At 66.9% G+C, this 24582-nt stretch carries 20 protein-coding genes and 1 other annotated feature; of the genes, 12 read left to right on the top strand and 8 right to left on the bottom strand.

Annotated elements, in window-relative coordinates; translation table 11 throughout:
• Positions 1 to 142: 142 nt before the first annotated feature.
• Positions 143 to 195: a sequence feature (sul1 is cis-regulatory element that is thought to sense ions involved in sulfur or methionine metabolism; They are found in Alphaproteobacteria), on the top strand.
• Between the two features lie 84 nt (positions 196 to 279).
• Positions 280 to 1764 (top strand): SulP family inorganic anion transporter, encoded by a 1485-nt coding sequence (locus LH400_RS09110; RefSeq protein WP_229152358.1) that lies wholly within the window; start codon positions 280 to 282, stop codon positions 1762 to 1764.
• A gap of 126 nt (positions 1765 to 1890) precedes the next feature.
• Positions 1891 to 2751, top strand: coding sequence for a universal stress protein (locus LH400_RS09105; RefSeq protein WP_229152357.1), 861 nt, complete (start codon positions 1891 to 1893; stop codon positions 2749 to 2751).
• Positions 2752 to 2890: 139 nt separating this feature from the next.
• Here the strand turns inward: LH400_RS09105 and LH400_RS09100 are convergent, their stop codons facing one another.
• From LH400_RS09100 to LH400_RS09075, 6 genes are all read right to left on the bottom strand, one after another.
• Positions 2891 to 4885, bottom strand: a complete 1995-nt coding sequence (locus tag LH400_RS09100; protein ID WP_229152356.1) for a putative bifunctional diguanylate cyclase/phosphodiesterase — start codon at positions 4883 to 4885, stop codon at positions 2891 to 2893.
• Positions 4864 to 5301, bottom strand: a complete 438-nt coding sequence (locus tag LH400_RS09095) for a putative pterin-binding protein (RefSeq protein ID WP_229152355.1) — start codon at positions 5299 to 5301, stop codon at positions 4864 to 4866. The genes LH400_RS09100 and LH400_RS09095 overlap by 22 nt, the downstream gene beginning before the upstream one ends.
• A 411-nt stretch (positions 5302 to 5712) precedes the next feature.
• The gene (lpdA, locus tag LH400_RS09090; RefSeq protein ID WP_229152354.1) at positions 5713 to 7110 is read right to left on the bottom strand and encodes a dihydrolipoyl dehydrogenase; all 1398 of its coding nucleotides are present in this window, start codon (positions 7108 to 7110) and stop codon (positions 5713 to 5715) included.
• Between the two features lie 10 nt (positions 7111 to 7120).
• The gene (locus tag LH400_RS09085; protein ID WP_229152353.1) at positions 7121 to 8521 is read right to left on the bottom strand and encodes a dihydrolipoamide acetyltransferase family protein; all 1401 of its coding nucleotides are present in this window, start codon (positions 8519 to 8521) and stop codon (positions 7121 to 7123) included.
• A 2-nt stretch (positions 8522 to 8523) separates the two neighbouring features.
• Positions 8524 to 9537, bottom strand: a complete 1014-nt coding sequence (locus LH400_RS09080) for an alpha-ketoacid dehydrogenase subunit beta (RefSeq protein WP_229152352.1) — start codon at positions 9535 to 9537, stop codon at positions 8524 to 8526.
• 97 nt (positions 9538 to 9634) lie between these two features.
• A complete protein-coding gene (locus LH400_RS09075) occupies positions 9635 to 10861 on the bottom strand; it encodes a 3-methyl-2-oxobutanoate dehydrogenase (2-methylpropanoyl-transferring) subunit alpha (RefSeq protein ID WP_229152351.1) in 1227 nt (408 codons plus the stop codon).
• A 106-nt stretch (positions 10862 to 10967) separates the two neighbouring features.
• On the opposite strand from LH400_RS09075, the gene LH400_RS09070 reads away from it, so the two are divergent.
• The 10 genes from LH400_RS09070 (at position 10968) to gnd (ending at position 20231) form a co-directional block, all read left to right on the top strand.
• Positions 10968 to 11420, top strand: a complete 453-nt coding sequence (locus tag LH400_RS09070) for a MaoC family dehydratase (RefSeq protein WP_229152350.1) — start codon at positions 10968 to 10970, stop codon at positions 11418 to 11420.
• On the top strand, positions 11417 to 12289 hold the full coding sequence (locus tag LH400_RS09065) for an HpcH/HpaI aldolase/citrate lyase family protein (protein WP_229152349.1): 873 nt from the start codon (positions 11417 to 11419) through the stop codon (positions 12287 to 12289). The genes LH400_RS09070 and LH400_RS09065 overlap by 4 nt, the downstream gene beginning before the upstream one ends.
• A 100-nt stretch (positions 12290 to 12389) precedes the next feature.
• A complete protein-coding gene (locus tag LH400_RS09060) occupies positions 12390 to 13565 on the top strand; it encodes an acetyl-CoA C-acyltransferase (RefSeq protein ID WP_370638361.1) in 1176 nt (391 codons plus the stop codon).
• A gap of 31 nt (positions 13566 to 13596) precedes the next feature.
• Entirely contained in the window at positions 13597 to 14358 is a 762-nt protein-coding gene (locus LH400_RS09055) for an SDR family NAD(P)-dependent oxidoreductase (protein WP_229152348.1), read from the top strand.
• A gap of 89 nt (positions 14359 to 14447) precedes the next feature.
• The gene (locus tag LH400_RS09050; protein WP_255616960.1) at positions 14448 to 15596 is read left to right on the top strand and encodes an isovaleryl-CoA dehydrogenase; all 1149 of its coding nucleotides are present in this window, start codon (positions 14448 to 14450) and stop codon (positions 15594 to 15596) included.
• A gap of 54 nt (positions 15597 to 15650) precedes the next feature.
• On the top strand, positions 15651 to 16154 hold the full coding sequence (locus LH400_RS09045; RefSeq protein WP_229152346.1) for a hypothetical protein: 504 nt from the start codon (positions 15651 to 15653) through the stop codon (positions 16152 to 16154).
• A complete protein-coding gene (locus LH400_RS09040; RefSeq protein WP_229152345.1) occupies positions 16151 to 16531 on the top strand; it encodes a type II toxin-antitoxin system VapC family toxin in 381 nt (126 codons plus the stop codon). Before LH400_RS09045 ends, LH400_RS09040 begins: the two co-directional genes overlap by 4 nt.
• 16 nt (positions 16532 to 16547) lie before the next feature.
• Positions 16548 to 18155, top strand: coding sequence for a carboxyl transferase domain-containing protein (locus LH400_RS09035; protein ID WP_229152344.1), 1608 nt, complete (start codon positions 16548 to 16550; stop codon positions 18153 to 18155).
• A 316-nt stretch (positions 18156 to 18471) separates the two neighbouring features.
• A complete protein-coding gene (locus LH400_RS09030; protein WP_229152343.1) occupies positions 18472 to 18969 on the top strand; it encodes a YciE/YciF ferroxidase family protein in 498 nt (165 codons plus the stop codon).
• A 221-nt stretch (positions 18970 to 19190) separates the two neighbouring features.
• Positions 19191 to 20231: a phosphogluconate dehydrogenase (NAD(+)-dependent, decarboxylating) gene (gene gnd, locus LH400_RS09025; protein WP_255616933.1), complete on the top strand. Its 1041-nt coding sequence runs from the start codon at positions 19191 to 19193 to the stop codon at positions 20229 to 20231.
• 32 nt (positions 20232 to 20263) lie between these two features.
• Here gnd and LH400_RS09020 read toward each other — a convergent pair whose 3' ends face one another.
• The gene (locus LH400_RS09020) at positions 20264 to 22843 is read right to left on the bottom strand and encodes a cation:proton antiporter (protein WP_229152341.1); all 2580 of its coding nucleotides are present in this window, start codon (positions 22841 to 22843) and stop codon (positions 20264 to 20266) included.
• Between the two features lie 204 nt (positions 22844 to 23047).
• The gene (locus LH400_RS09015) at positions 23048 to 24235 is read right to left on the bottom strand and encodes an FAD-dependent oxidoreductase (RefSeq protein ID WP_229152340.1); all 1188 of its coding nucleotides are present in this window, start codon (positions 24233 to 24235) and stop codon (positions 23048 to 23050) included.
• Positions 24236 to 24582 lie beyond the last annotated feature (347 nt).

The raw sequence follows: 24582 nt of genomic DNA, 5'->3' as shown, positions 1-24582 counted from the left end.
CTCTGAGGCGCCTGCGACAGAGCCGGCGGGCTTCGGCGTTCTGGGGATAGGGATTCCCGCGCTAGCACGATGGCCCGCACCCTAAGTCTTCCCGCCGGGCGGGTTGCCTTGGCAGCCGCAATCGGCCATGAGTGCGATGCAACAAGGACCCGCTCCGGCGGGTGGCTATGCCGGGCGCCCATCCCCCGGCCAATCTGACGTCGCCCTTGGCGGACATCGCGATCCGCTCTTCTTCGCCGGCTGGGCCGGCGGGCGGCGCAGCAATGTGTTCTGGAGCCGATGATCTCGACTCGCACCTTGAAGGCCGATTGGCTCGGCAATATTCGCAGCGATCTCCTGTCCGGCCTCGTTGTCGCTCTGGCGCTGATACCCGAGGCGATCGCCTTTTCGATCATTGCAGGCGTCGATCCGAAGGTCGGCCTCTACGCCTCCTTCTCCATCGCGGTCCTCACTGCGATCTTCGGCGGCCGCCCGGGCATGATCTCGGCCGCGACCGCCGCGACGGCGGTGTTGATGGTCACCCTCGTCGCCGAGCATGGCCTGCAATATCTCTTCGCCGCCACCATTCTCGCCGGCCTCCTGCAGCTCCTCGCCGGGGCGCTGAAGCTCGGCGACGCGATGCGCTTCGTCTCCCGCTCGGTTATGACGGGCTTCGTCAACGCGCTGGCGATCCTGATCTTCATGGCGCAGATCCCGGAGCTCGTGAACGTCCCGCCGCTGACCTATGCAATGGTCGCGCTGGGTCTCGCGATCATCTATCTCCTGCCGCGGCTGACGACAGCGGTTCCGTCGCCGCTCGTCACCATCATCGTCTTGACGGCCTTGTCGGTCGGCTTCGGCTTCGACCTGCGGACCGTCGGAGATATGGGGGAACTGCCCTCGACCCTGCCGAGCTTCCTCGTGCCGGACGTGCCGTTTACGCTGGAGACGCTGTTGATCATCCTGCCCTATTCGGCGGGGATCGCGGTGGTCGGGCTGCTCGAATCGCTGATGACGGCGCAGGTGGTCGACGATCTGACCGACACCGGCTCCGACAAGAACCGCGAATGCATCGGCCAGGGCGTCGCCAATGCCGTGACCGGCTTCTTCGGCGGCATGGCCGGCTGCGCGATGATCGGCCAGACGGTGATCAACATCAAATCCGGCGGCCGCGGCCGGCTCTCCTGCGCCTTCGCAGGCGTGACGCTGCTCTTCCTGATCGTCGTCCTCGGCGACCTCGTTGCCATCATTCCCATGGCCGCGCTCGTCGCGATCATGATCATGGTCTCGATCGGCACGTTCTCCTGGGAATCGATCATCAATCTCAGGACACATCCGCGCCGCTCCTCGGCCGTCATGCTGGCGACGGTCGCGACCGTGGTGGCGACCCACAATCTGGCGATCGGCGTCCTGTTCGGCGTGCTCCTCTCCGGCATCTTCTTCGCGTCCAAGGTGGCGCAGCTCTTCGCCATCGAAACCGACCTCTCGGCCGACCGGACGCATCGCACCTATCGCGTTCTCGGCCAGGTGTTCTTCGCCTCGGTCGAGACGTTCGCCAAAGCCTTTGACTTCCGCGAGGCGGTGGACAAGGTGACGATCGACGTCAGCCGTGCCCATATCTGGGATCTGTCCGGGGTCGGCGCTCTCGACCGCGCCGTCATCAAGTTCCGCCGCGAAGGCACGGAGGTCGAGGTCCTCGGCATGAATGAGGCGAGCCGCACCCTGGTCGACCGGCTGGGCGTCGCCGACAAGCCGGGCGCGCTGGACGAATTGCCCGGACACTGACCGCGGCACGGTCTTGCGGCGGCCGGGGCTTTGCGAAAGTCTCCTGACGTCGGCGCATCAGACGTTGGCTCGCATCCGGGAACAAGCAAGAAAGCGGCGCCCGTCGCCCCAGGGAGAACCGAAGCCATGACATCGTTGCTCGCACTCGTCGACGGCTCGCACTATACGCCGAGCGTCTGCGACAACGCCGCCTGGGCGGCGCGCCGCCTCGGAGCCTCGGTCGAACTGCTGCATGTCATCGGCCGGCGCGACATCGCTTCCGTGCCGGCGGACTTTTCCGGCAGTCTCGACTTCGGCGAGCGTGAGCAGCTTCTGAAGGAACTCGCCGATCTCGACGAGCAGAAGGCGAAGCTCGCGCGCCGGCGCGGACGACTGATCCTTGGCGAGGCGGCAGCGCGGATGCGCGAGGCCGGTGTCGAGACCGTCGACGAGGAGATGCGCTTCGGCGATCTCGTCGAGACGATCGCCGAGCGGGAAGAGGCGGCCGACCTGACGATCATCGGCAAGCGCGGCGAAGCAGCCGATTTCGCCAAGCTCCATCTCGGCTCGAACCTCGAACGCGTTTTGCGCGGTGCGAACCGTCCGGTGCTGGTCACGGCCCGCGCCTTCCGGCCGATCCACCGCTTTATCGTCGCCTTCGACGGGGGCCCGAGCGCGTTGAAGGCAATCGATTATCTTGCGGCGAGCCCGCTGCTCAAGGATGCGGCCTGCGAACTCCTCACGGTCTCCGACAAGGCGTCTCAAGCCGGGCAGGACAAGGCGTTTCAGACAGCAGAATCCCGGCTCGGCGAGGCCGGTTACGAGGTGACCAGCCGGATCCTCGTCGGCGAACCCGATAACGTCATCGCGGCCGAGGGGGAGCGCGACGATGTCGATCTTCTGGTCATGGGTGCCTACGGCCACTCGCGGATCCGCAGCTTCCTGATCGGCTCGACCACAGCCGAGATCGTGCGCGGCTGCCGCCGACCGGTGCTGATGTTCCGCTAGAGCGTCCTCGGGCGGTAACTGAAATCGCTTCTCCGGCGATCTCTTCGTTGCCGCATCGGATTGTCCGGAAACCGGTGTTCCTTCGAGATCGTGGGACCATGAGAGGCGGACGCGAAGACGGCCGCCTCCCTCTTCGAGATCAGGTTCCGCCGGCGAGGCTGACGGCCGTCCGGGAAAGGCTCTCCCTGGCGACACGGCGGACGCGGGCTTCGGCGATCTCGGCCGGGCCGGCATTGGTCTTGAGGAATGGCAGGACGTCCCGTTCCTGCATCGGCCGGGCGAACAGATAGCCTTGCCCGAGTGAGCAGCCGCTGGCGCAGGCGAGATCGAGATGTTCGGCGGTCTCGATTCCCTCCGCGACGACCTCGGCCGAAAGATTGACGGCGAGCGAACAGATCGCCGAGACGATCGCGAAGCTGTTGTTGCCGACCGCCATGTCGTTGACGAAGGACTTGTCGATCTTGATCTTCTCGAAGCTGTACTGGCGCAGATAGCCCATGGAGGCATAGCCTGTGCCGAAGTCGTCGAGCGAGACCCGCACGCCGAGTTGACGCAGATCCTCGAGGATCCGCTGGGCGTCGTCGTTGCGCACCAGCACACTTTCGGTGATCTCGAGCGTCAGACGGTGCGGAGGGATGTCCCAGCGCTTGAGAGAGGCGGCGACGCAACGCGAAAGCTCCGGGTCCGCGAACTGAACAGCCGAGACGTTGAGCGACAGGAATATGTCCTGCGGCCAATTGTGCGCGACGCGGCAGCCCTCCTCGATCACCCAGCGCCCCAATGCGACGATATCCCCGGTCTCCTCGGCAAGCGGGATGAACGCCTGCGGTGAGATTCCGCCGAGGCGCGGATGCTCCCAGCGCAGGAGTGCCTCGAAACCGCGCGCGCGCCCGTTCGTCAGATCGACAATGGGCTGAAAGACCAGATGGAACTCTTCGTTGACCAGGGCGAGCGGCAGGTCGTGCTGGAGCTGTCGGCGGAAGTCTGAGACCTTGCGCAGATCGGGCGTGAGGATGACATGCTGCGAGCGGCCGGCGCCCTTAGCCGCATAGAGTGCGACGTCGGCATCCTTCAGCAGGCTCGGCAGGTCGAATGCCTGTCCCTGTCGGTGGAGGGCGACGCCGAGACTGACGCTGACCACGACCTGCCCGCCGTCGAGGCAGATCGGGGAGCACAAGGACGACGACAGGCGCGCCGCACAGTCCCGAGCGCGCGCTTCGGCATTTTCCCCACTGATGAGAATGGCGAACTCGTCTCCGCCCAGTCGCGCCACGAAGGCTTCCTTGCCGGCGGCTTCCCGCAACCGATTGCAGGTCTCGCGCAGAATATGGTCGCCGCCGGAATGTCCGTGGCCGTCGTTGACGTCCTTGAAGTTGTCGAGGTCGAGAAAGATCAGGGCATGATCCTGGTCCGGATCGAGCCTTTCGGCCATCGCGTGGAGGGCAGTGCGGTTAGGCAGTCCGGTCAGCCAGTCACGCTTGGCCGCGAGGTCGAGTTTGCGGGTCTGCTGGTTCATGAGGGCCAGGAGGGCGAGACCGAAGAGGACGAGGCCGACGATGACGACGCAGATCGCGTCGAAGACCCTGATGAGGTCCTCCTGGTTCCTCGCCACCACGTCTCCGGCGATCGCGTTGGAGAGGGAGGCCAAGCGCGCAAGATCGCTGTTCAGGGGCGCCAAGACCGAAAGGATCTTCGCAGCGGCGTCCGGCTTGTCGGCCTCGGCGATGAGCGGTTCGATCGATGCGACCGCCTGACCGAGGGCTGCGATCTCCTTGCCATGCGTCCCGACGACGTCATGCACATAGTGTCCTGGCCCGTGCAGGACCGAGACCCGTGTCTTCATGATCGCGTAGCGCAGCGCCACGTCGGATGCGCTGCCGGGTGCGTGGGGAACGAACTGGCTGGCGACAGCTAGTTGCAGGCGCAAAGCCTCGGCCTGTGCCTGGGAAAGGTCGAAGGTCCTATTGTAGCGGGACGCCTCGATCACGTCGTTCTGGAAGCGCAGGGCGAGGACCGAGAAGGCCACTGCGGTAACCGCGAGAAGCGCCGTCACGACGGCAAGGAGCGGCACCAGCTTGGTTCGCCCCAGACGTGTCGCCGCTCGCAGCCGCTTCAGGAAAGTTCGATGCGACATAGCTGCCAAACCGCTCGACTGTAATAACTTTGGTGCCGCAGACGGACGTCGCTGTCGAACGGGAACATCAGGAAGACCGGTCCCTTGTCGGAGACGGGCATCAGCGCGCCGTTCTCGCGGATCGCCAGGATCGCCCCGGTGCCGGCGAGGTCGGAGATGTCGGCATCGACGAGATAGTCGTTCAGCGCCAGGAGGCGGAGCCGGCTCGCAGGCTGTCCGAGGCTTGCCAGGAAATCATCGAGGGCGACGCCGCTGAATGTTTCCACGCGTTGGTGCCAGGGCGTCCCCGTCGTGATCGTCGCTTGCGGAAAGACCTCAAGGTCGCCGAGCGTGAAGGCGCGGATCTCCTGGTGACCTCTGTGGACCGTCAGGACCGGTGTTTCGTCGGCAAACGCGGGAGACCAATCGCGCGGCATCGACAACAGCATGCACGAACCCAACAGGGACAGTAATATCTGTCTTCTTGATGATATCGATGACATACCATTGCCCGGGCCGCTGGATACTTCCTTCTTGTTACTTCAGCCTGGTCTTCGAAATATTAATTGGCTCGGGAAAATCCCACGCATCGCGTCATTTCGGAGAATTTGCGGCATCGCTCCCGCATGAGCCGCGCCCTTAAGTGCCGTGAGGGCAGACGCGACAATCATTTCGATCGAAGAAATGGCCACCGGATCGGCATCGGAGGCCGGTCGGTCGCTAGAGCGCCGGGCGAAAAAGTGGAAACCGGTTTTTCGGCCACCCGGCGCGCCACCAAGGAGATCGAGAGCATCGAGCGATGCCGATTTGTCGCCCGATGCGCTAGGACGGGCCCTGTCGACGGAGCGTCAGAGATGCAGGCCCTGACCGAGGCCGAGCATGGCCGCTTCGAGGAAGGCTTCACCTTGCGTCGGGTGGGCATGGATCGTCCCGGCGACGTCTTCCAGACATGCGCCCATCTCGATCGCCAGCGTGAAGGCTGCCGACAGTTCGGCAATGCCGGCCCCGACGGCCTGGACGCCGAGGACGAGATGATCCCCGGCCCGCGCGACTACCCGCACGAATCCGTCGTCGCGGCCGAGCGTCATCGCCCGGCCGTTCGCCTGGAACGGAAAACGGCCGGTGACAATGTCGATGCCGACGGCCTTCGCCGACGCAGGGGACAGGCCGACCGAGACGATCTCGGGGTCGGTGAAGCAGATCGCCGGAATTGCTCGCGGGTCGAAGCGGCGTCGCTTGCCCGCGACGATCTCGGCAACCATCTCGCCCTGAGCCATCGCGCGGTGCGCCAGCATCGGCTCGCCGGTGACGTCGCCGATGGCGTAGACGCCGCGCATCGCGGTCGCGCAGGTGTCGTCGACGCGCAGGAACTGGCCGTCCATGTCGAGGACGAGTTCCTCCCGTCCCCAGCCCTCGGTGAGCGGACGCCGGCCGACGGTGACGAGGACATGGTCGGCCGAAATTCGCCGTTCGCCGCCTTCGGTCGCCTCGACCAACAGGTCGCCGCCTTCGCCGGCGAGCCCGTGCGCCTTCGCCCCCGTCAGGACTTCGACCCCGAGTTCGGCAAGGCGCGCGCGGACCGGCTTCACGAGGTCGCCATCGTAGAGCGGCAATATCTCCTCGGCCGCCTCGACGATTGTGACCTGCGAACCCGCCTTCGCGAATGCGGTCCCGAGCTCGACGCCGATATAGCCGCCACCGACAACGGCAAGACGCTTCGGCGGCGCCGTGAGGGAGAGGGCACCCTCGGATGAGATCACCTTGCCGCCGAAGGGCAGCGCGGGAAGTTCGACGGGCTCCGACCCGGTGGCGATGACGATGTTGCGCGCGGTGATGCGCTGGGTCCCGGTCTCGCTGGTCACGAGGACGGTCTTGCCGTCGAGGAACTGCGCACGACCGTCGACGAGCTTCACCCGCGCCTTCTTCAGGAGAGAGGTGACGCCGTTGTTCAGCCGGTTGACGATGCCGTCCTTCCAGCCGACCACGGCACTCCAATCGAGATCCGGCTCGCCGGCGGTGAGCCCGGGAATCGCGCGCCGCGCGGCCGCCTCGCGCATCGCGAAATATTCGTCGGCGGCGTGGATCAAAGCCTTCGAGGGGATGCAGCCGATATTGAGGCAGGTGCCGCCGGGCTTGCGGTCGTCGACGATAACGGTGTCGAGGCCGAGCTGGCCGGCCCGGATCGCGCAGACATAGCCGCCGGGCCCGGCGCCGATGACGAGAAGCTGGCAGGAGATGTCGGCCATGTCTTGCGCCTCAGCCTTCCGCGAAGATCAGAGCGGGCGTCTCCAGGAGCGCCTTGATGCGCTGGACGAAGACCGCCGCGTCGAAGCCGTCGATCACCCGGTGGTCGAAGCTGGAGGAGAGGTTCATCCGCTTGCGCGGCACGAATCGATCGCCGTTCCAGACCGGGCGCACCTCCATCTTGTTGACCCCGATGATGGCGACCTCCGGATGGTTGATCACCGGCGTCGTCGCGATCCCGCCGAGGGCGCCGAGCGAGGTGATGGTGATGGTCGAGCCGGTGAGATCCTCCCGCTTGGCGGTCCCGGCCTTCGCGGCCTCCGACAGGCGGGTCACCTCGGCCGCGCAAGCCCAGATGTCGCGGGCCTCGCAATGTCGCGCGACAGGAACGACGAGGCCGGAACCGGTCTGCGCCGCGATGCCGATATGGACGCCGCCATGCATGGAGAGAACATTCGCCTCGTCGTCGTAGAGGGCGTTCATCTGCGGCTGGTCGCGGATGGCGATCACCATGGCCCGCATGAGGAATGGCAGGAGGGTGAGCTTCGGGCGCTCGCCGCCTTGACGGTCGCGGCGGTCCCGGTTCAGCGCTGCGCGCAGCTCTTCGAGCGCCTGGCAGTCGATCTCCTCGACATAGGTGATCGGGACGATGCGGTCGCGCGCGAGCGCCATCTTCTCGGCGATGCGGCGCCTGAGGCCGACGATCTTCACTCCGGTGACAGACGTCTCCGCCGCGAGCCGCCCGCCGGTCGCGGGTTCGGCGCCGCCCTCGAGATACGCGTCGAGATCGTCATGCCCGATCCGGCCCGCCGGTCCCGAGCCCGGCACCCGGCGCAGATCGACGCCCGCCTCCATCGCCCGGCGGCGCACCGCAGGCGAGGCGAGGGGCTTTTCACCCGGCTTCCGGGCCACGTGAAGGGGCGGCTCCACCTTTGCGTAAGGCCTGACCTCACCCCGTGAGGGGGTATCGGAGGTCGGCCGAGACCCGTGGCCGGCCCCGGCCGTCGGCCGCTCGGAGGGAGGTGTGCCGCCGTCGCGGCTCCTGGCGAATTCAGGCGGGGCATCGCTCGATGCGGCCTGATCCGCAGTCTCTGCGGCAGCCGGCCCGCTGCTGGTAGACCGGGCCGCGCCGTCGTCCGCGTTCTCTTCCGGCTCGTTGCTGCCGCCCGGGCCGTCGACGTCGAGCCGGACGAGGGGCGAGCCGACGGCCAGCGTCTCGCCGATTTCGCCGCCGAGCCATTTGATTGTTCCGTCGACGGGAGAGGGAATGTCGACCGTCGCCTTGTCGGTCATCACGGCGGCGAGGATCATGTCCTCCTTCACCGGATCGCCCACCTGGACGTGCCATTCGACGAGTTCGGCCTCTGCGACGCCTTCTCCGACATCGGGGAGCTTGATGGTGAAGGTGCCCATCCTCAGCCTTCCATCACCCGTTTCAGCGCGCCGCCGATGCGGGCCTGGCCCGGAAAATAGTCCCACTCCTGGGCGTGCGGATAGGGCGTGTCCCAGCCGGCCACCCTCAGGATCGGAGCTTCGAGATGATAGAAGCAGGCATCGGCGACAACCGCAACGAGCTCGGCACCGAAGCCGGAGGTCAGCGTCGCCTCGTGGACGACGACGCAGCGGCCGGTCTTCTTCACCGAGGCCACGATCAGGTCGAGGTCGAGCGGCATCAGCGTGCGAAGGTCGAGGATCTCCGCGTCGACGCCGATTGTCTCTGCCGCCGCTTCGGCGACATGCACCATCGTCCCGTAGGCGATCACGGTTACGGCCGCTCCCTCGCGGCGCACGATGCCCTTGCCGAGGGGAACGGTATAGCGGCCTTCCGGCACCTCGCCGAGGGCATGCTTCGACCAGGGCGTGACCGGCTTGTCGTGGTCGCCGTCGAAGGGGCCGTTATAGAGGCGCTTGGGCTCTAGGAAGATCACCGGATCATTGTCTTCGATTGCCGCGACGAGCAGGCCCTTGGCATCATAGGGGTTGGACGGAACGACGGTCTTCAGGCCGGAGACGTGGGTGAAGAGCGCTTCCGGCGACTGCGAATGCGTCTGCCCGCCGAAGATGCCGCCGCCGGTGGGCATGCGCACGACGAGCGGGCAGGTGAAGTCGCCGGCGGACCGGTAGCGCAGCCGCGCGGCCTCCGAGACGATCTGGTCATAGGCGGGATAGACGTAGTCGGCGAACTGGATCTCGACCACCGGCCTGAGGCCGTAAGCGGCCATGCCGATCGCCGTTCCGACGATGCCGCTCTCGTTGATCGGCGCGTCGAAGCAGCGGCTCTTGCCGAACCTTTCCTGCAGGCCCGCCGTGCAGCGGAAGACGCCGCCGAAATAGCCGACATCTTCGCCGAAGACGACGACATTGTCGTCCTCGGCCATCTTGACCGCATGCGCGTCGCGGATCGCCTCGATCATCGTCATCCGAGGCATGGGGTGATCCTTGTGCATGGGCGGCCGATTCTGGACGCTTCGTGCCCTACGGCAGGACAGAGGGAGCTGGCCAGACGCAAATCCATGTCGACAGCGCTCAATACCCCGCCTCCTGCCGCTGCCGCCTCAGATGCGTGGGCATTTCCTCATAGACATCCTCGAACATGTCGCGGACCGACGGCTTCGGTCCGGTATGCAGCGTGCCGTGGCTTTCGGCCTCCTTCTGCGCGGCGAGGATTTCGGCGTCGATCTCGGCTTCCGCCTGCACGTGGCGCTCCTCGCTCCAGGCCTCGCGCAGGATCAGATGGTTCTTCAGCCGCTTTACCGGATCGCCGAGCGGCCAGGCGTCGCTCTCCTCCTTCGGGCGATAGGCGGAGGGATCGTCGGAGGTGGAATGGGCAGCGGCCCGGTAGGTAACCCATTCGATCAGCGTCGGTCCGAGGTTTCGCCGTGCGCGCTCCTCGGCCCATTTCGCCACCGCATGGACCGCCAGATAATCGTTGCCGTCGACGCGGAGCGAGGGGATGCCGAAGCCGAGGCCGCGCGCGGCGAAGGTGCCGGAGCCGCCGCGGGCGATGCCCTGGAAGGTCGAGATCGCCCATTGATTGTTGACGATGTTGAGGACGATCGGCGCCTTGTAGGTCGAGGCGAAGACGAGGCCGGAGTGGAAGTCGCTCTCGGCGGTGGACCCGTCGCCGATCCAGGCGGCGGCGATCTTGTCGTCGCCCTTGATCGCCGAGGCCATCGCCCAGCCGACGGCTTGGACGAACTGGGTCGCGAGATTGCCGGAGATAGAGAAGAAGCCGTGCTCTTTCGACGAATACATGATCGGCAACTGCCGGCCCTTCAGCGGGTCGCGGCGGTTGGAGTAGATCTGGCACATCATGTCGACCAGCGGATAGTCGTCGGCAATCAGCAGGCCCTGCTGGCGATAGGTGGGGAAGTTCATGTCGCCGGGGCGCAGCACCTTGCGGAAAGCGCAGGCGATCGCCTCCTCGCCCAGGCACTGCATGTAGAAGCTGGTCTTGCCCTGGCGCTGTGCCATTAGCATGCGCCGGTCGAAGGCGCGCACGCGCATCATGGTCTTCAGACCGGCGAGGAGTTCCGCGTCTGAGAGCGTTCCCGCCCATTCGCCGACCGCCTCGCCGGCGCGGTTGAGGACGCGGATGATCGAATAGGCCATGTCCCGGATCTCGGCCGGTTCGACATCGACGGGCGGCCGCCGAACGGTTCCCGCCCGGGCGATCTTCACGCCGGAGAAGTCCGGTGCACCGCCCGGCCTCACCTCCGGTTCCGGCACATGCAGACTTAGTCGACCGTCCATGCCACCTCCCGCCGCTATCCGGCGCCGCTGCGCCGTCGGCAGCGCGCCCGAAGCCTCTCGGCGTCTGCTATGATGTCGCCTCGCGCGGCAAAGGAAAGGGGAGGCGATGGCCGGACGGTTTTTCGAGGAGTGGACGGTCGGGGATCGGATTGCCCACGACATACGCCGGACGGTGACGGAGACCGACAATCTCCTCTTCACCACCATGACCCACAATCCGCAGCCCCTGCATCTCGACGCCGAGGCCGCGAAGGCAAGCGAATTCGGGCGGATCCTCGTCAACGGCACCTTCACCTTCGCGCTGATGGTGGGCCTTTCCGTCGGAGACACCACGCTCGGCACGCTCGTCGCCAATCTCGGCTACGACAAGGTCGTCATGCCGAAGCCGGTGTTCATCGGCGATACGCTGAGGGCCGAGACGGAGGTGGCAGAGACGCGCGAGAGCCGGTCGCGGCCGGAGGCGGGGATCGTCACCTTCTCGCACAGGCTGCTCAATCAGAGGGACGAAGTCGTCTGCCAGTGCCTGCGCTCGGCGCTGATCCGGCGGAGCGCCCGATGAGGCTGCGCTCGCTGCTCTTCGTCCCCGGCGATCGGCCGGACCGATTCGACAAGGCAATGACGAGCGGCGCCGACGCGGTGATCCTCGACCTGGAAGATGCCGTCGTGCCTGCCCGCAAGGACGCAGCAAGGCAGGCGGTGGCCAGCTTCCTGGCCGCGCAGGCGCGAAGTGGCGAGAAAGGTGCGGCGGCGGGAGGGCCGGCGGTCTTCGTTCGGATCAACCCGCTCGACCTCGCCATGGTGGACGCCGATCTTGCCGCAGCGAAAGGCGCGGACGGCATCGTCCTGCCCAAGGCGGAAGGCGCATCCTCGCTCGCCGCGCTCGACCGGCTGCTGGGCGCGGAGCGGGCGGTGATCCTGCCGATCGCGACGGAGACGCCTGCGGCGGTGTTCCAGCTCGGCTCCTATGGCGGCGTGACGGCGAGGCTCTGCGGTCTCACCTGGGGCGCGGAGGATCTGCCGGCGGCGATCGGCGCTGCGACGAGCCGCGAGCCGGATGGCAGCCTGACGGATCCCTATCGGATGGTGCGCGCTCTCGCGCTCTTCGCCGCCCATGCGGCGGGTGTCGCGGCGATCGAAACCGTCCATCCGGACATCAAGGACATGGCGGGACTCGAAGGGACGGCGCAGCGCGCCGCCCGGGACGGATTCTCGGGCATGATGGCGATCCATCCGGCGCAGGTTGCGTTGATCAACGCCGCCTTCACACCGACGGCGGCGGCGGTTGCCGAGGCGCAGGCGATCGTCGACGCCTTCGCCGCGCATCCGGAGGCCGGCGCGCTTCAGGTGAACGGCCGTATGGCCGACGCGCCGCATCTGAAACAGGCAAAGCGGGTCCTGGCGCGAGCTGGTAAGGGAGGAGCGGCATAGGCAGGGCGGCTTTGTGGGTCTGGCCGCCATCTTCCACCCGCGGGCCGGCGTGCTAGGTTGACCGCAATGGCGTGCTTGACGCCGATCGGGAGGATCAGACGTGGCCGCCGACCCTATCGTGATCGCCTCGCTCGCCCGAACGCCGATGGGCGGCTTTCAGGGGGCGCTGCGCGACAGGACCGCGCCGGATCTCGGAGCCGCCGCGATTTCCGCGGCGGTGGCGCGTGCGCATATCGCGCCCGAGGATGTCTCAGAGGTGATGATGGGCAACGTCCTCTCGGCGGGCGTAGGCCAGGCACCGGCGCGCCAGGCCTCGATCGGCGCGGGTCTGCCGCAATCGGTGCCCGCGACGACCGTTTCCAAGGTCTGCGGCTCCGGCATGAAGGCGGTCATGCTCGCCCATGACGCGATCGCGGCGGAGAGTGCCGAGATCGTCGTCGCCGGTGGCATGGAGAGCATGACCAACGCGCCGTATCTCCTGGAGAAGGCCCGCGCCGGCTATCGTCTCGGCCACGGCCGCACGCTCGACCACATGTTCCTCGACGGCCTCGAAGACGCCTATGACAAGGGCCGGCTGATGGGCAGCTTTGCCGAGGATACGGCGGAGTATTACCAGTTTACCCGCAAGATGCAGGATGACTACGCGCTTGCTTCGCTTGACCGTGCGACGAAGGCGATCACAGACGGGCGTTTTGCCGCAGAGATCACTCCCGTCGGTGAGGGCGAGGCGGCGATCTCGGTCGACGAGCAGCCGGGCCGGGCGAAGCCGGAGAAGATCCCGGCGCTGAAGCCGGCCTTCCGGGCGGGCGGCACGGTGACGGCGGCCAATTCCTCCTCGATTTCGGACGGCGCCGCGGCGCTGGTGCTGATGCGCCTGTCGGAGGCGGAAAGGCGGGGGCTGGCTCCGCTTGCAGTGATCCGCGGCCATGCCGGCCATGCGCGCGCGCCCGGCTGGTTCACCACCGCGCCGGTCGGCGCCCTGGAGCGTCTGTTCGAGAAGACCGGCTGGCGGGCAGGCGATGTCGACCTGTTCGAGATCAACGAGGCCTTCGCCGTGGTCGCGCTGGCGGCGATGCGCGAGCTCGACCTGCCGCACGACAAGGTCAACGTCCATGGCGGGGCCTGCGCTCTCGGCCATCCGATCGGCGCTTCCGGCGCACGCATACTGGTGACACTCGTCGCGGCGCTGGAGACTTACGGCCTGAAGCGGGGTATCGCGACGCTCTGCATCGGCGGCGGCGAAGCGACGGCCGTCGCGGTGGAACGGCTGCAATAGTCGGCAGGACAGTTCGGGAGGAAGAGAAGAGATGAAGATCGAAGGCATGGCAGCGCTGGTGACCGGCGGTGGATCGGGGCTCGGGGCGGCGACGGCGCGGGCGCTCGCGGCAGGCGGCGCCAAGGTAGCGCTGCTCGATCGCAATGTCGGCGCGGTCGAAGAGATCGCTGCCGAGATCGGCGGCGCGGCCTTCTTCTGCGATGTCGCTTCGGCAGAGAGCGCGGAGGCGGCGGTGCAGAAGGCTGCCGACGCCCATGGCGCTGCGCGCATCCTGATCAACTGCGCGGGCGTCGCCCCGGCCCGCAAGGTGTTGAACAAGGCCGGCACGATGCCGCTCGACGAGTTCCGGCAGGCGATCGAGGTCAATCTGATCGGCACGTTCAACCTGTTGCGTCTGTTCGCGGCCGCTGCCTCCCAACTCGATCCGCTGGAGACGGGCGAGCGCGGCGTTGCGATCAACACCGCTTCGGTCGCCGCCTATGACGGACAGATCGGCCAGACGGCCTATGCGGCATCGAAGGGCGGCGTCGTTGGGCTCACCTTGCCGGCGGCGCGGGAATTTGCGCAATTCGGCATTCGCGTCGTCACCATCGCGCCGGGGATCTTCGAGACAGCGATGCTGAAGGGGCTGCCGGAGGCGGCGCAGGAGAGCCTCGGCGCAGCGGTGCCGTTTCCCCCGCGTCTCGGCCGGCCGGAGGAATATGCGCGCCTCGCGCTTCACATCATCGCCAACGAGATGCTCAATGGCGAGACCATCCGGCTCGACGGCGCGTTGCGGATGGCGCCCCGCTGAGGCTAGGCGGACCGCCGCCGTCGGCGGATGTTGCGGCCGCGGCGGATGGCCGGCGGCGACAGGGAGGGTTGAACGTGTTCCACCAGACGATGCGCTTCTCGCTCGGAGAGGAGATCGAGGCGCTGCGCGAGACGGTCCACCGCTTCGCCCAGGACCGGATCGCGCCGCGCGCCGCGGAGATCGACGCGACGAACGAATTCCCGAACGATCTGTGGACCGAGATGGGGGCGCTGGGCCTCCTCGGCATTACCGTCGAGGAGGAGTTCGGCGGCGCCGGGATGGGCTATCTCGCCCATTGCGTCGCGGTCGAGGAAATATCGCGGGCGTCAGCCTCGGTCGGCCTCAGCTACGGGGCGCATTCCAATCTCTGCGTCAATCAGATCCGGCGCAACGGCACCGAGGCGCAGAAGCAGAAATACCTGCCGAAGCTGATCTCCGGCGAGCATGTCGGCTCGCTCGCCATGTCGGAATCGGGAGCCGGGTCGGACGTGGTCGGTCTGAAGCTGAGGGCGGACCGGCGAAACGACCGCTTCGTCCTCAACGGCACCAAGATGTGGATCACCAACGGCCCGGACGCCTCGACCCTCGTCGTCTACGCCAGGACCGATCCGGACGCCGGCCCGCGCGGCATCACCGCCTTCCTGATCGAAAAGGACATGGCGGGTTTCTCCACCGCACAGAAGCTCGACAAGCTTGGCATGCGCGGCTCCAACACCTGCGAGCTGGTCTTCCAAGACTGCGAGGTGCCCTATGACAACGTCCTCGGCGAGGCCGGCGGCGGGGTGAAGGTGCTGATGTCCGGCCTCGACTATGAACGCGTGGTGCTGGCGGCCGGCCCGCTCGGCATCATGGCCGCCTGCCTCGACGTGGTCGTGCCCTATGTCCACGAGCGCGAGCAGTTCGGCCAGGCGATCGGCGAGTTCCAGCTGATGCAGGCCAAGCTCGCCGATATGTATGTCGCGACCAATGCCTGCCGCGCCTATGTCTATGCGGTGGCCGCCGCCTGCGACCGCGGCGAGGTCAGCCGCAAGGATGCGGCCGGCTGCATTCTCTACGCGGCCGAGGCCGCGACCCAGATGGCGCTGCAGGCCATCCAGGCGCTTGGCGGCAACGGCTATATCAACGAATATCCGACCGGCCGGCTCCTGCGCGACGCCAAGCTCTACGAGATCGGCGCCGGCACGAGCGAGATCCGGCGCATGCTGATCGGCCGGGAGCTGTTCAAGGAGACGGCCTGAGGGCCATATCGACTACGTACAGATTCTGGCGGAATTCATCCATGGAGACCGTCCATGTCGAATGCGGAAAAGGGCCATCCAATCCAGCCCGGTCGCGCGAACTCCAAGACGGGCCGTGTCTGGGAGATCGTAAACAGCCTCAGCGAACGGATGGGCCGTCGCGCGGACCGCAAGAGGGTCATCGAGTCCTACACGGCCGAAGGTGGCAATCCCAATACGGCTGCTACCCAATATTCCTATTGGAAGAAGGCCTATGATGCCCAACATCCCTCCGGAATTGAGCAGCTTGGCTCGGTCGGCCGCATGCGGCTATCGGTCGGAAGCGATGGTCGCATCACAGTTCCGGCGGAAATGCGCGCTGCGATGCTTCTTCGCGGCGAGAGCGCTGTCACTGCTGAGGGCGTCGACGGAGAATTGCGCATTCTTTCGCCCGCGGCAGCCCTCGAACGCGTCCGGCCCCCCGTGGCTCACCACGACAAGGGAGAAGGCTCACCTGTCGACGAGCTCATTGCCGAGCAACGTGCCGAGGCCCAACGGGAAGACCAGAGTGGGCAATGACGGTGGTTCTCGACAGCTCCGTCGTCCTGGCGCTTATGTTCGGGAAGGCCGGAGGGGAGCGTGTCGAAGCGGCGTTGAAGGACGCTGCCATCCTGACCGTGAACGTCTCAGAAGTGATCGCCAAACTCACCGATCGCGGGTGGGAACGCGTGCCGGCGGAGCAGGCACTCGCACGACTGCCTCTCCTCGTCATTTCCTTCGATCTGGAACTGGCACGTCTGGCGGCTTCGTTCCGGCCGCTCACGCTGCGGCACCAATTCTCCTTTTCCGACCGAGCCTGTCTCACTCTGGCGCATCGGCAAGGGTGGCCGGCGCTGAGTGCCGATCGAGCATGGATGAACGTGGACCTCGGCGTAGCAATCGACCTCATCCGATGACGAGCCGGAGGAGCTGATGCCGGTCCTGACCTCCGCCATTTCGCCTCGTTCGGAGGCCTTTGCCGAAAACCGGGCGGCGATGCTGCGGCAGATCGAGACCGTCGAGGCGGTCGCTGCCGCCGCGCTCGAAGGCGGCGGAGCTGCGGCGCGCGACCGTCATGTGAAGCGCGGCAAGCTCCTGCCGCGGGACCGGGTCCAGCAGCTTCTCGATCCCGGTTCGCCGTTTCTCGAGGTCGGGCTCTTCGCCGCGTACGGCCTTTATGGCGGCGAGGTTCCGGCGGCCGGCGCGATCGCCGGAATCGGGCGGGTGTCGGGGCGCGACGTCATGATCCTTGCCAATGACGCGACGGTGAAAGGCGGCACCTACTACCCGGTGACCGTCAAGAAGCATCTTCGCGCGCAGGAGATCGCGGCGGAAAACCGGCTGCCTTGCGTCTATCTCGTCGACAGCGGCGGAGCCAATCTGCCGAATCAGGACGAGGTCTTTCCGGACCGCGAGCATTTCGGCCGCATCTTCTACAATCAGGCGCGGATGAGTGCGGACGGCATCGCTCAGATCGCGGTGGTCATGGGCTCCTGCACGGCCGGCGGCGCCTATGTGCCGGCGATGAGCGACGAGACCGTCATCGTAAAGGAGCAGGGCACGATCTTCCTTGCCGGGCCGCCGCTCGTGAAGGCGGCGACGGGGGAGGTGGTCACCGCCGAAGATCTCGGCGGCGGCGACGTCCACACCCGCCTCTCAGGTGTCGCGGACCATCTGGCGAATGACGACCTCCACGCCCTGGAGATCGCGCGGCGGGTGGTTGCGAACCTCAACACGCGAAAACCCGCGCAGATGGTGCTCGAAACACCGGAAGAGCCGGCCTATGACCCCGCGGAGATCCTCGGCATCGTGCCGGCGGACGCCAAGACGCCCTATGACGTGCGGGAGGTCATCGCCCGGCTGGTCGACGGCTCGCGCTTCGACGAGTTCAAGGCGCGGTACGGGCAGACGCTCGTCTGCGGCTTCGCGCATGTCCATGGGATCCCCGTGGGCATCCTCGCCAATAACGGTGTCCTCTTCTCCGAAAGCGCAGTGAAGGGCGCGCATTTCGTCGAACTCTGCTCGCAGCGCAGGATCCCGCTGGTCTTTCTCCAGAACATCACCGGATTCATGGTCGGCAGAGCCTATGAGGCGGGAGGCATCGCCAAGAACGGGGCGAAGCTGGTCACGGCCGTCTCGACGACGGCCTGTCCGAAGATCACCATGCTGATCGGCGGCTCCTACGGCGCCGGCAATTACGGCATGGCCGGCCGGGCCTATTCGCCCCGCTTCCTGTGGACCTGGCCGAACAGCCGCATCGGCGTCATGGGCGGCGAGCAGGCGGCCGGGGTCCTGGCGACGGTGCGGCGGGCCGGCATCGAGCGGAAGGGCGAGACCTGGTCGCAGGAGTCGGAGGCGGAGTTCAAGCGCCCGACCATCGAGATGTTCGAGCGGCAGTCGCATCCGCTCTACGCCTCAGCGCGGCTCTGGGACGACGGCATCGTCCATCCCGCCAGGAGCCGCGAGATCCTCGCTCTGTCACTCGCCGCTTCTTTGAACGCGCCGATAGAGGAGACGCGCTTCGGCCTGTTTCGCATGTAACGGCGCCCCATACGCCCGAGAACACGGCGGAGCCTGTCGCGTCCATACTTCGTCCACGGGCCCGGCTGGTCTTCGGCAAGACCACTCCGTCTTCCTCTGTCTGTGAAAACCATGAGTCAGCTAAAAGAATCTCGTTAGCCGACTGGTTCTAAAGGAACTGTCCGTCCGCTCACAGCTTATTGAGCGGACTCGCATGAGGCGGTTTCCGCCCGGCGCGGGCACGATCCGAACAGACAGTTTTTCACCGGCGAGCGCTGCCGGCGCCGCATGTCGCCGCGCCGCAGGACGGCGCTCGCCCAATCGACGGAGACATCCCATGGCCAAGGCCGAAAAGACCCTCGACGACCTCTTCCTCGACACTCTCAAGGACGTGTATCACGCCGAGAAGCAGATTCTGCGCGGTCTGACCAAGATGGCGAAATCCGCCACGACCGACGACCTGCGCAATGCCTTCGAGACGCATCGCGAAGAAACCGATCACCAGGTCCAGCGGCTGGAACAGGTCTTCGAGATGGTCGGCAAGCGTGCCCAGGGCAAGCCCTGCGAGGCGATGCAGGGCCTGATCGAGGAAGGCAAGGAGATCATGGACGAGTTCAAGGGCTCCGTCGCCCTCGACGCAGGACTGATCTCGTCGGCGCAGGCGATCGAGCACTATGAAATCGCCCGCTACGGCACCCTCATCAACTGGGCGAACAAGCTCGGCATGAAGGATGCGGCCAAGCTGCTGCAGGAAACGCTCGAAGAAGAAAAGAAAACCGACGCGCTTCTGTCGAAGCTGGCGGGTGAAGCGGTCAACCAGAAGGCTGCCGCCTGACCGCAAGACGCGGTCGTCCGGTCGTGGGCCGGGCGCCCGCGACCGGTTCGCCGGCTCCATTCGCTGTGCGGCCCCGGCAGGCGGAAAATCCGTCCGCCGGGGCCGTCGACGGTCGGGTCCGCGTCGCGACTGAGGACTTCCGGCGCCTTGCGTCTCCGCCGCGGCCCTGATCTTTCGAAAGATGGCCCTATCCTCTTCGCAGGCGCGGCAAGTCGCGGCGAATGCGAAAGGAACGAGCGATGCGGATCGGAATCGTGGGTCTTGGCCGGATGGGCGGAAACATCGCGCGCAGGCTGATCAGCCGCGGCCACGAGACGGTCGTCTACGACCGACGTTCGGAAGCGGTGACGGAACTCGGCTCGGCTGGCGCGACGGGCGCTTCCGACCTTGCGGACATGGTGACCAAGCTCGACAGTCCGCGCGCCATCTGGATCATGCTGCCGGCAGGCGAGATCACCGAGGCGACGGTCCAGGAGCTCGCCGATCTCCTCAGCCCGGGCGACATGCTGATCGACGGCGGCAACAGCTTCTGGAAGGACGACATCCGCCGCGCCGGCGAACTGTCAGAGCGCGGCATCTCCTATGTGGACGTCGGAACCAGCGGCGGCATCTGGGGCTTCGAGCGCGGCTACTGCATGATGATCGGCGGCGAGAAATCGGTCGTGGACCATCTGGATCCGATCTTCGAGGCCCTGGCGCCCGGTCGCGGAGATGTGCCGCGAACACCGGGCCGGACGGGTGCGGGAGCGCGGTCCGAGGAAGGCTACATCCACGCCGGGGGCAACGGCGCCGGCCACTTCGTCAAGATGGTCCACAACGGCATCGAATATGGGCTGATGCAGGCCTATGCCGAGGGCTTCGACATCCTGAAGAACGCCGCCAGCGACAATCTGCCTGCGCATGAGCGGCTCGAGATCGACGTCGCCGAAGTGGCGGAGGTGTGGCGCCGCGGCAGCGTTGTGACGTCCTGGCTGCTCGACCTGACCGCCGCTGCACTGGTGGAAGATCCGGGCCTCGGAGATTTCTCCGGCTATGTCTCGGATTCCGGCGAGGGACGCTGGACGATCAATGCGGCGATCGAGGAAGCCGTGCCCGCGAACGTCTTGTCCGCTGCGCTCTATGAGCGCTTCCGCTCCCGCCAGGAGCACAGCTTCGCCGACCGCATCCTGTCCGCCATGCGCAAGGGCTTCGGCGGCCATGTCGAGAAGACGCAGGGCGCCGAGCCGCCGCTTCGCAACATCTCCTCGCCTGCCGCCGACTGACCAGTCTGAACACGGGGACCGGACGCCGGCCTTCAGCTGATGGCCGGCGCTGATTGCGTCGGGTTCATCGAGTCCGCGGACAGAGGATCTTCGGAACTGCGCGTCGGCGAACCGGCGGCGCTGGCCGCATTCGCCCCGAGGCGCTGACGCGCGATCGTCTCGATCGTCGCCCGCATCTTGGGGTCGAGCGCGAGGAAGCGCCGGAAGTCCGACACCGACAGCCGCAAAAGGCTGCAATAGGCGATCGCAACGACGTCCGCCTGACGCCGCATGTCGAACAGAAGCGCCATCTCACCGACGACGTCGCCGCGGCCGAGGCGATGGATGCCCGAGCCGGTGTCGATCTCCACCGCGCCCGACGCGATGAAATAGGCCTCGGTGCCCACGTCTCCCCGGGCGATAATCCGCATCCCCGGCGCGGCGAAGACGGGCCGCGTCATCCGGGCAAGGTTCGCCCGATGAGCTACGGACAGGTGAGCGAAGAGATCGCTGCGCTCGATCAGCACCATCGTGTCGAGTTCGAGATCGAGGGCCGGGCGCCGGCGCGACCTGCGCTCGCGTTCCGCAAGGCCCGCCAGAAGGTCGCGCTCGACCTCCAGGCTGATCAGGCCGGACATCCGCAACCTCGAGATCTCCTGCGCCTCGCGTGCCCGCGCCGACCGTTCGACGAAGCCCCTCTCGAGTTCGGCGACATAGGCTGGAAATTGCAGACGCACCGCGGCGAGTTCCCGCTCGATCCGGGCAGCGCGCTCGGCGAGTGCGGAGACTACGAGATCCGCCGTCGCGGCGCCGAGCACCGGCTTCAGCTCCGCGCCGACGAAGCGGACGAGCTCGGTCAGGACGAGGTCGGTCTCGATCAGCGTCTCGAAGCGGGTCGCGAGGCGCGCCGCAAGCGGTCGGCTGATGCCGAGCCGGCGCTGCGCCGAATAGGCAAGGTGATCGCCGGGGGCGAGTTCGGTTTCCTGGGCGACGGAGGCGCGATAGCCGTCCAGGCCTGCCTGCCGGGCGAGATCGAGGCGCCGCTTGGTTTCGCTTGCGAGCCGGCGGGCGATCGCCGGCGCAACCGTGCCCCTGGCGAAATGGTCGAGCACGCATTCGCGCTCCTGCGCGCTGAGAGAGACCAGCGCGATCGACACCTTCTCGGCTTCGGGAAGGCCTGCGGCGTCCGCCCCGCCGCCCGGGCGTTCCGCCATGCCGGATTCGGACGCGGCGACGGGCGCCGCCGGCTCTCCGGGGCCCCTCCGGTTCTCGAACCGGCCGGCCATTTCGCCGGTGACCTTCGCCACCCGGCCGGCAGCGAAATTGAGGGCGATGTCGCGAACCGCGCGGTCCACGCCGCTCAGTCGGTTGAGGCCGAGCGACTGGATGAGGAGGCGCAGGGTCGTGCCCTGGACGAACAGCGTCACGAGCGTGAACCCGGTGGCGAGCGTCGCGACGAAAGCCGCGATATCGCGCGGCACCGCCGCATTCTCGGTCACCGCCAGCGCCAGCGCCAGCGTCACCGAGCCGCGCAGGCCGCCCCACAGCACGACGACCCGGTATCTGAGCGGGACCGGCGGCGAGCGCAGGCCGACCCGCGTCAAGACCGGCAGCAGCACGAAGAGGATCAGCGCCCTGGTGCCGATCGCGGCAAGGAAGACGATGGCGAGCAGGACGAAGTCGTAGGGGTCGATGTCCGAGATCAGCCGCGGCACCAGCAGCGAGGCGAGGACAAAGATCAGGATCGACGACCAGGAAGCGAGCTGCTCCCAGCTGGTGCACAGGTAGCGCCAGGTGCCGTTCGTCACGCGGCCGGGCGCAAGCGAGGCGAGGGTGACGCCCGCGCTCGCGACGGCGATGACGCCGGAAACGTCGAACACTTGTTCGCAGACCCAGAAGGCGAGATAGGGCAGGGCGAGGCTCAGCGAGACGGCAGTGACCCGGTCTTCGCCGATCAACGCCAGGAGCTGGATCGTGAGCTGCGCCGCAAGGAAGCCGACGACCGCGCCGCCGATCGGCAGGAGGAGAAGGTCGGAGACGATGCGCGACGTCGTGACGCTCGCCGGTGCGATCAGCGAGGCGGAAAAGAGCAGGAAGAGCGAGATCGCCGCAGCGTCGTTGAACAGGCTTTCGCCCTCGACGAGACGCGTCAGGCGCTCGGGTGCGCCGACATCCTTGAAGATGGCGATGACGGCGACGGGGTCGGTGGTGGCGATCAGCGATGCAAGGAGGAGGCAGGCGACGAGCGGCATGCCCGAGAAGGGCCACAGTGCCGCCGCGACGCCGAAAGTCGCAACGACGACCGCAACGAGTGCGAGGAGTACGATCGGGATGAGATCCTCGCGGACGCGGTGAACGTCGACTTCGAGCGAAGCCTGGAAGATGAGCGTCGGCAGGAAGACGTAGAGAAACAGGCTCGACCCGATCGGCAGGTCGGCGATCACCGTGGCGAATTCGGTCGGCAGAAGCGTGCCGGGATGGGCGATCGAATAAAGACAGGCGAAGCCGAGCGTCGCGCCGCCGAGCGCCAGGATGATCGAGACAGGCAGGCGCAGCCAGTCCGCGACCGGGCGGGCGAGCGCACCGAATGTCACGAGCGATGCGACGAGGACGACGATGGTGGAAACGGTCATGGAAGGCGCTGCACGCGACAGAAGGAGAGGCCAGGACGCCACTGCGACAGAAACGGTGGCGCGATCATCCTTATCGCCGTGCCGGGAGCGCGTACAGCGTCCAGCCGCGCTGACGAATGTCAGTTTTGCCGGCTCGTCCGACGTACTGCCATAAAGCAGCAACTCTCGTGCCTGCCGTGACGAGATGGCGGGGCCTCGCGCGCGTCAGGACGCATCCTCAGGGGGGCGCTCCGGCAGGCCGCCGCCGAACTGGTGCACGAAGCTCCGGTCGATCCTGTCCTTCCACCACCAGGCGAGGCGAGAGCGGATGGCAACGCCGTTGCGCGCGGCGATCGCCTCGCCATTGCCGAGCGTCAGAATCACGAGGAATCGACTCTGGGCGCGGTAGTGCCGGAGGTTTCGCCCGGTCAAGGCCCGCCGAAGATTGTCCGCGAGGACCGCTCCTTCGCGGACGGCGAAGACGCCGGCCTTCGGCCGCTCCTGACCGAGCAGCGTCACGCAGTCGCCCGCGGCAAAGACCGTCGGCGAGCCCTCGACTTGAAGCGTCGGCGAGACCTTGAGATATCCCTTTTCGTCGACCGCCAGACCCGATTCGCGCAGAAACGCGGGCGGGCGGGCCGCGGTCGCAACGAGGGTGAGGCTGCTCGCCAGGCTGCGCTCGTCCTCAAGTTCGACCCGGTCGCGTGCAACGGCCTTTGCCGGCGGTCCCTCGACCAGAGCGATATCCGCTTCCGCAAGGGCGCGACGTGCCAGGTGCCGCGCGCGTTTCGGCAGGCCGGAGAGGAGGTGAGGCCCGGAGACAAGCGTAAGAGCTGTCTGTCGATTCCCTCGTGAGGGGCTGAGGCCAGAGAAGCGTCGCCTGAGCGCGAAGGCGAGTTCGAACCCGGCCGGCCCGCCGCCGATGACGACAGCGCCGCTTGGAGCCGCATCTCCCCGATCCCGGCCCGCCTCATCCTGCCACCTGCTCAGGAGCCGCGAAATCGGCTTCACGAGCAGGGCATTTTCGCGCGCGCCCTCGATCGCCGCGACGTCCGGCACGATGCCGACGTCGATCGACAGGATGTCATACGGAAAGCGCGCACCTTCCCGCGTGACCACCGCGCGCGCCTCGCGGTCGAGCGTTAACGCCTCGTCGTGAACGAACGCCGCGCCGGCGAAGTCGGCGAGCCGGGCGAGATCGATCTGCCCGTCCTCCGGTCGATAGGTGCCGGCGAGGACGCCCGGCAGCATGCCGGAATAGGCCGCATGCGCTTCCTTGGCGATCAGTGTCAGACGGACACCCGGCAGCGGGTCGAGGCCGAAGGCGCGCAGCACGAAGAGATGGGCGTGGCCGCCGCCGACGAGAACGAGGTTCGTCGGGTCAGGAGTGGCGGACGTCATACGGCTGCGCATGAAGCAACGGACCCGGTTCGCCTCGCCGGATGGACGGCCAGCGACGAACCAACGGGCGAGAATGCCGAAGCACGATGAAGTCGTTGGGAGCAGCCCCATCGTGCTCCGGCCGGCCCCGCGCCGGATGCCCGACCGCGAGGGTGTACGAACGCTACGTCAAGCTTGCTTGACAGGCAAGCCGGGAACAATTGCAGGCTGAGAAATCGGTCCTATGACCGTCTGCAGATCATCGAGGAAGACGTGCCGCCTGTGGGGCCGGAAGAGGGTGCGACTCCTGGCTCCGGACAATCGAGAAGTCGCGCTATCAGAGCCGGCATTGGAAGAACCGGGAGATCCGCTGCTCCAGC

The sequence above is a fragment of the Jiella soli genome (assembly GCF_020615385.1).
Lineage (GTDB): Bacteria > Pseudomonadota > Alphaproteobacteria > Rhizobiales > Rhizobiaceae > VKMB-3413.
The sequence above is the reverse complement of the archived record's forward strand: the minus strand, read 5'-3'. Positions and strand labels throughout refer to the sequence as shown.

Coding starts and splice junctions, on each gene's coding strand:
- LH400_RS09110 (WP_229152358.1), top strand. CDS start 280: ATGATCTCGACTCGCACCTTGAAGGCCGATTGGCTCGGCAATATTCGC.
- LH400_RS09105 (WP_229152357.1), top strand. CDS start 1,891: ATGACATCGTTGCTCGCACTCGTCGACGGCTCGCACTATACGCCGAGC.
- LH400_RS09100 (WP_229152356.1), bottom strand. CDS start 4,885: ATGTCGCATCGAACTTTCCTGAAGCGGCTGCGAGCGGCGACACGTCTG.
- LH400_RS09095 (WP_229152355.1), bottom strand. CDS start 5,301: ATGCCGCGCGATTGGTCTCCCGCGTTTGCCGACGAAACACCGGTCCTG.
- lpdA (WP_229152354.1), bottom strand. CDS start 7,110: ATGGCCGACATCTCCTGCCAGCTTCTCGTCATCGGCGCCGGGCCCGGC.
- LH400_RS09085 (WP_229152353.1), bottom strand. CDS start 8,521: ATGGGCACCTTCACCATCAAGCTCCCCGATGTCGGAGAAGGCGTCGCA.
- LH400_RS09080 (WP_229152352.1), bottom strand. CDS start 9,537: ATGCCTCGGATGACGATGATCGAGGCGATCCGCGACGCGCATGCGGTC.
- LH400_RS09075 (WP_229152351.1), bottom strand. CDS start 10,861: ATGGACGGTCGACTAAGTCTGCATGTGCCGGAACCGGAGGTGAGGCCG.
- LH400_RS09070 (WP_229152350.1), top strand. CDS start 10,968: ATGGCCGGACGGTTTTTCGAGGAGTGGACGGTCGGGGATCGGATTGCC.
- LH400_RS09065 (WP_229152349.1), top strand. CDS start 11,417: ATGAGGCTGCGCTCGCTGCTCTTCGTCCCCGGCGATCGGCCGGACCGA.
- LH400_RS09055 (WP_229152348.1), top strand. CDS start 13,597: ATGAAGATCGAAGGCATGGCAGCGCTGGTGACCGGCGGTGGATCGGGG.
- LH400_RS09050 (WP_255616960.1), top strand. CDS start 14,448: ATGCGCTTCTCGCTCGGAGAGGAGATCGAGGCGCTGCGCGAGACGGTC.
- LH400_RS09045 (WP_229152346.1), top strand. CDS start 15,651: ATGTCGAATGCGGAAAAGGGCCATCCAATCCAGCCCGGTCGCGCGAAC.
- LH400_RS09040 (WP_229152345.1), top strand. CDS start 16,151: ATGACGGTGGTTCTCGACAGCTCCGTCGTCCTGGCGCTTATGTTCGGG.
- LH400_RS09035 (WP_229152344.1), top strand. CDS start 16,548: ATGCCGGTCCTGACCTCCGCCATTTCGCCTCGTTCGGAGGCCTTTGCC.
- LH400_RS09030 (WP_229152343.1), top strand. CDS start 18,472: ATGGCCAAGGCCGAAAAGACCCTCGACGACCTCTTCCTCGACACTCTC.
- gnd (WP_255616933.1), top strand. CDS start 19,191: ATGCGAAAGGAACGAGCGATGCGGATCGGAATCGTGGGTCTTGGCCGG.
- LH400_RS09020 (WP_229152341.1), bottom strand. CDS start 22,843: ATGACCGTTTCCACCATCGTCGTCCTCGTCGCATCGCTCGTGACATTC.
- LH400_RS09015 (WP_229152340.1), bottom strand. CDS start 24,235: ATGCGCAGCCGTATGACGTCCGCCACTCCTGACCCGACGAACCTCGTT.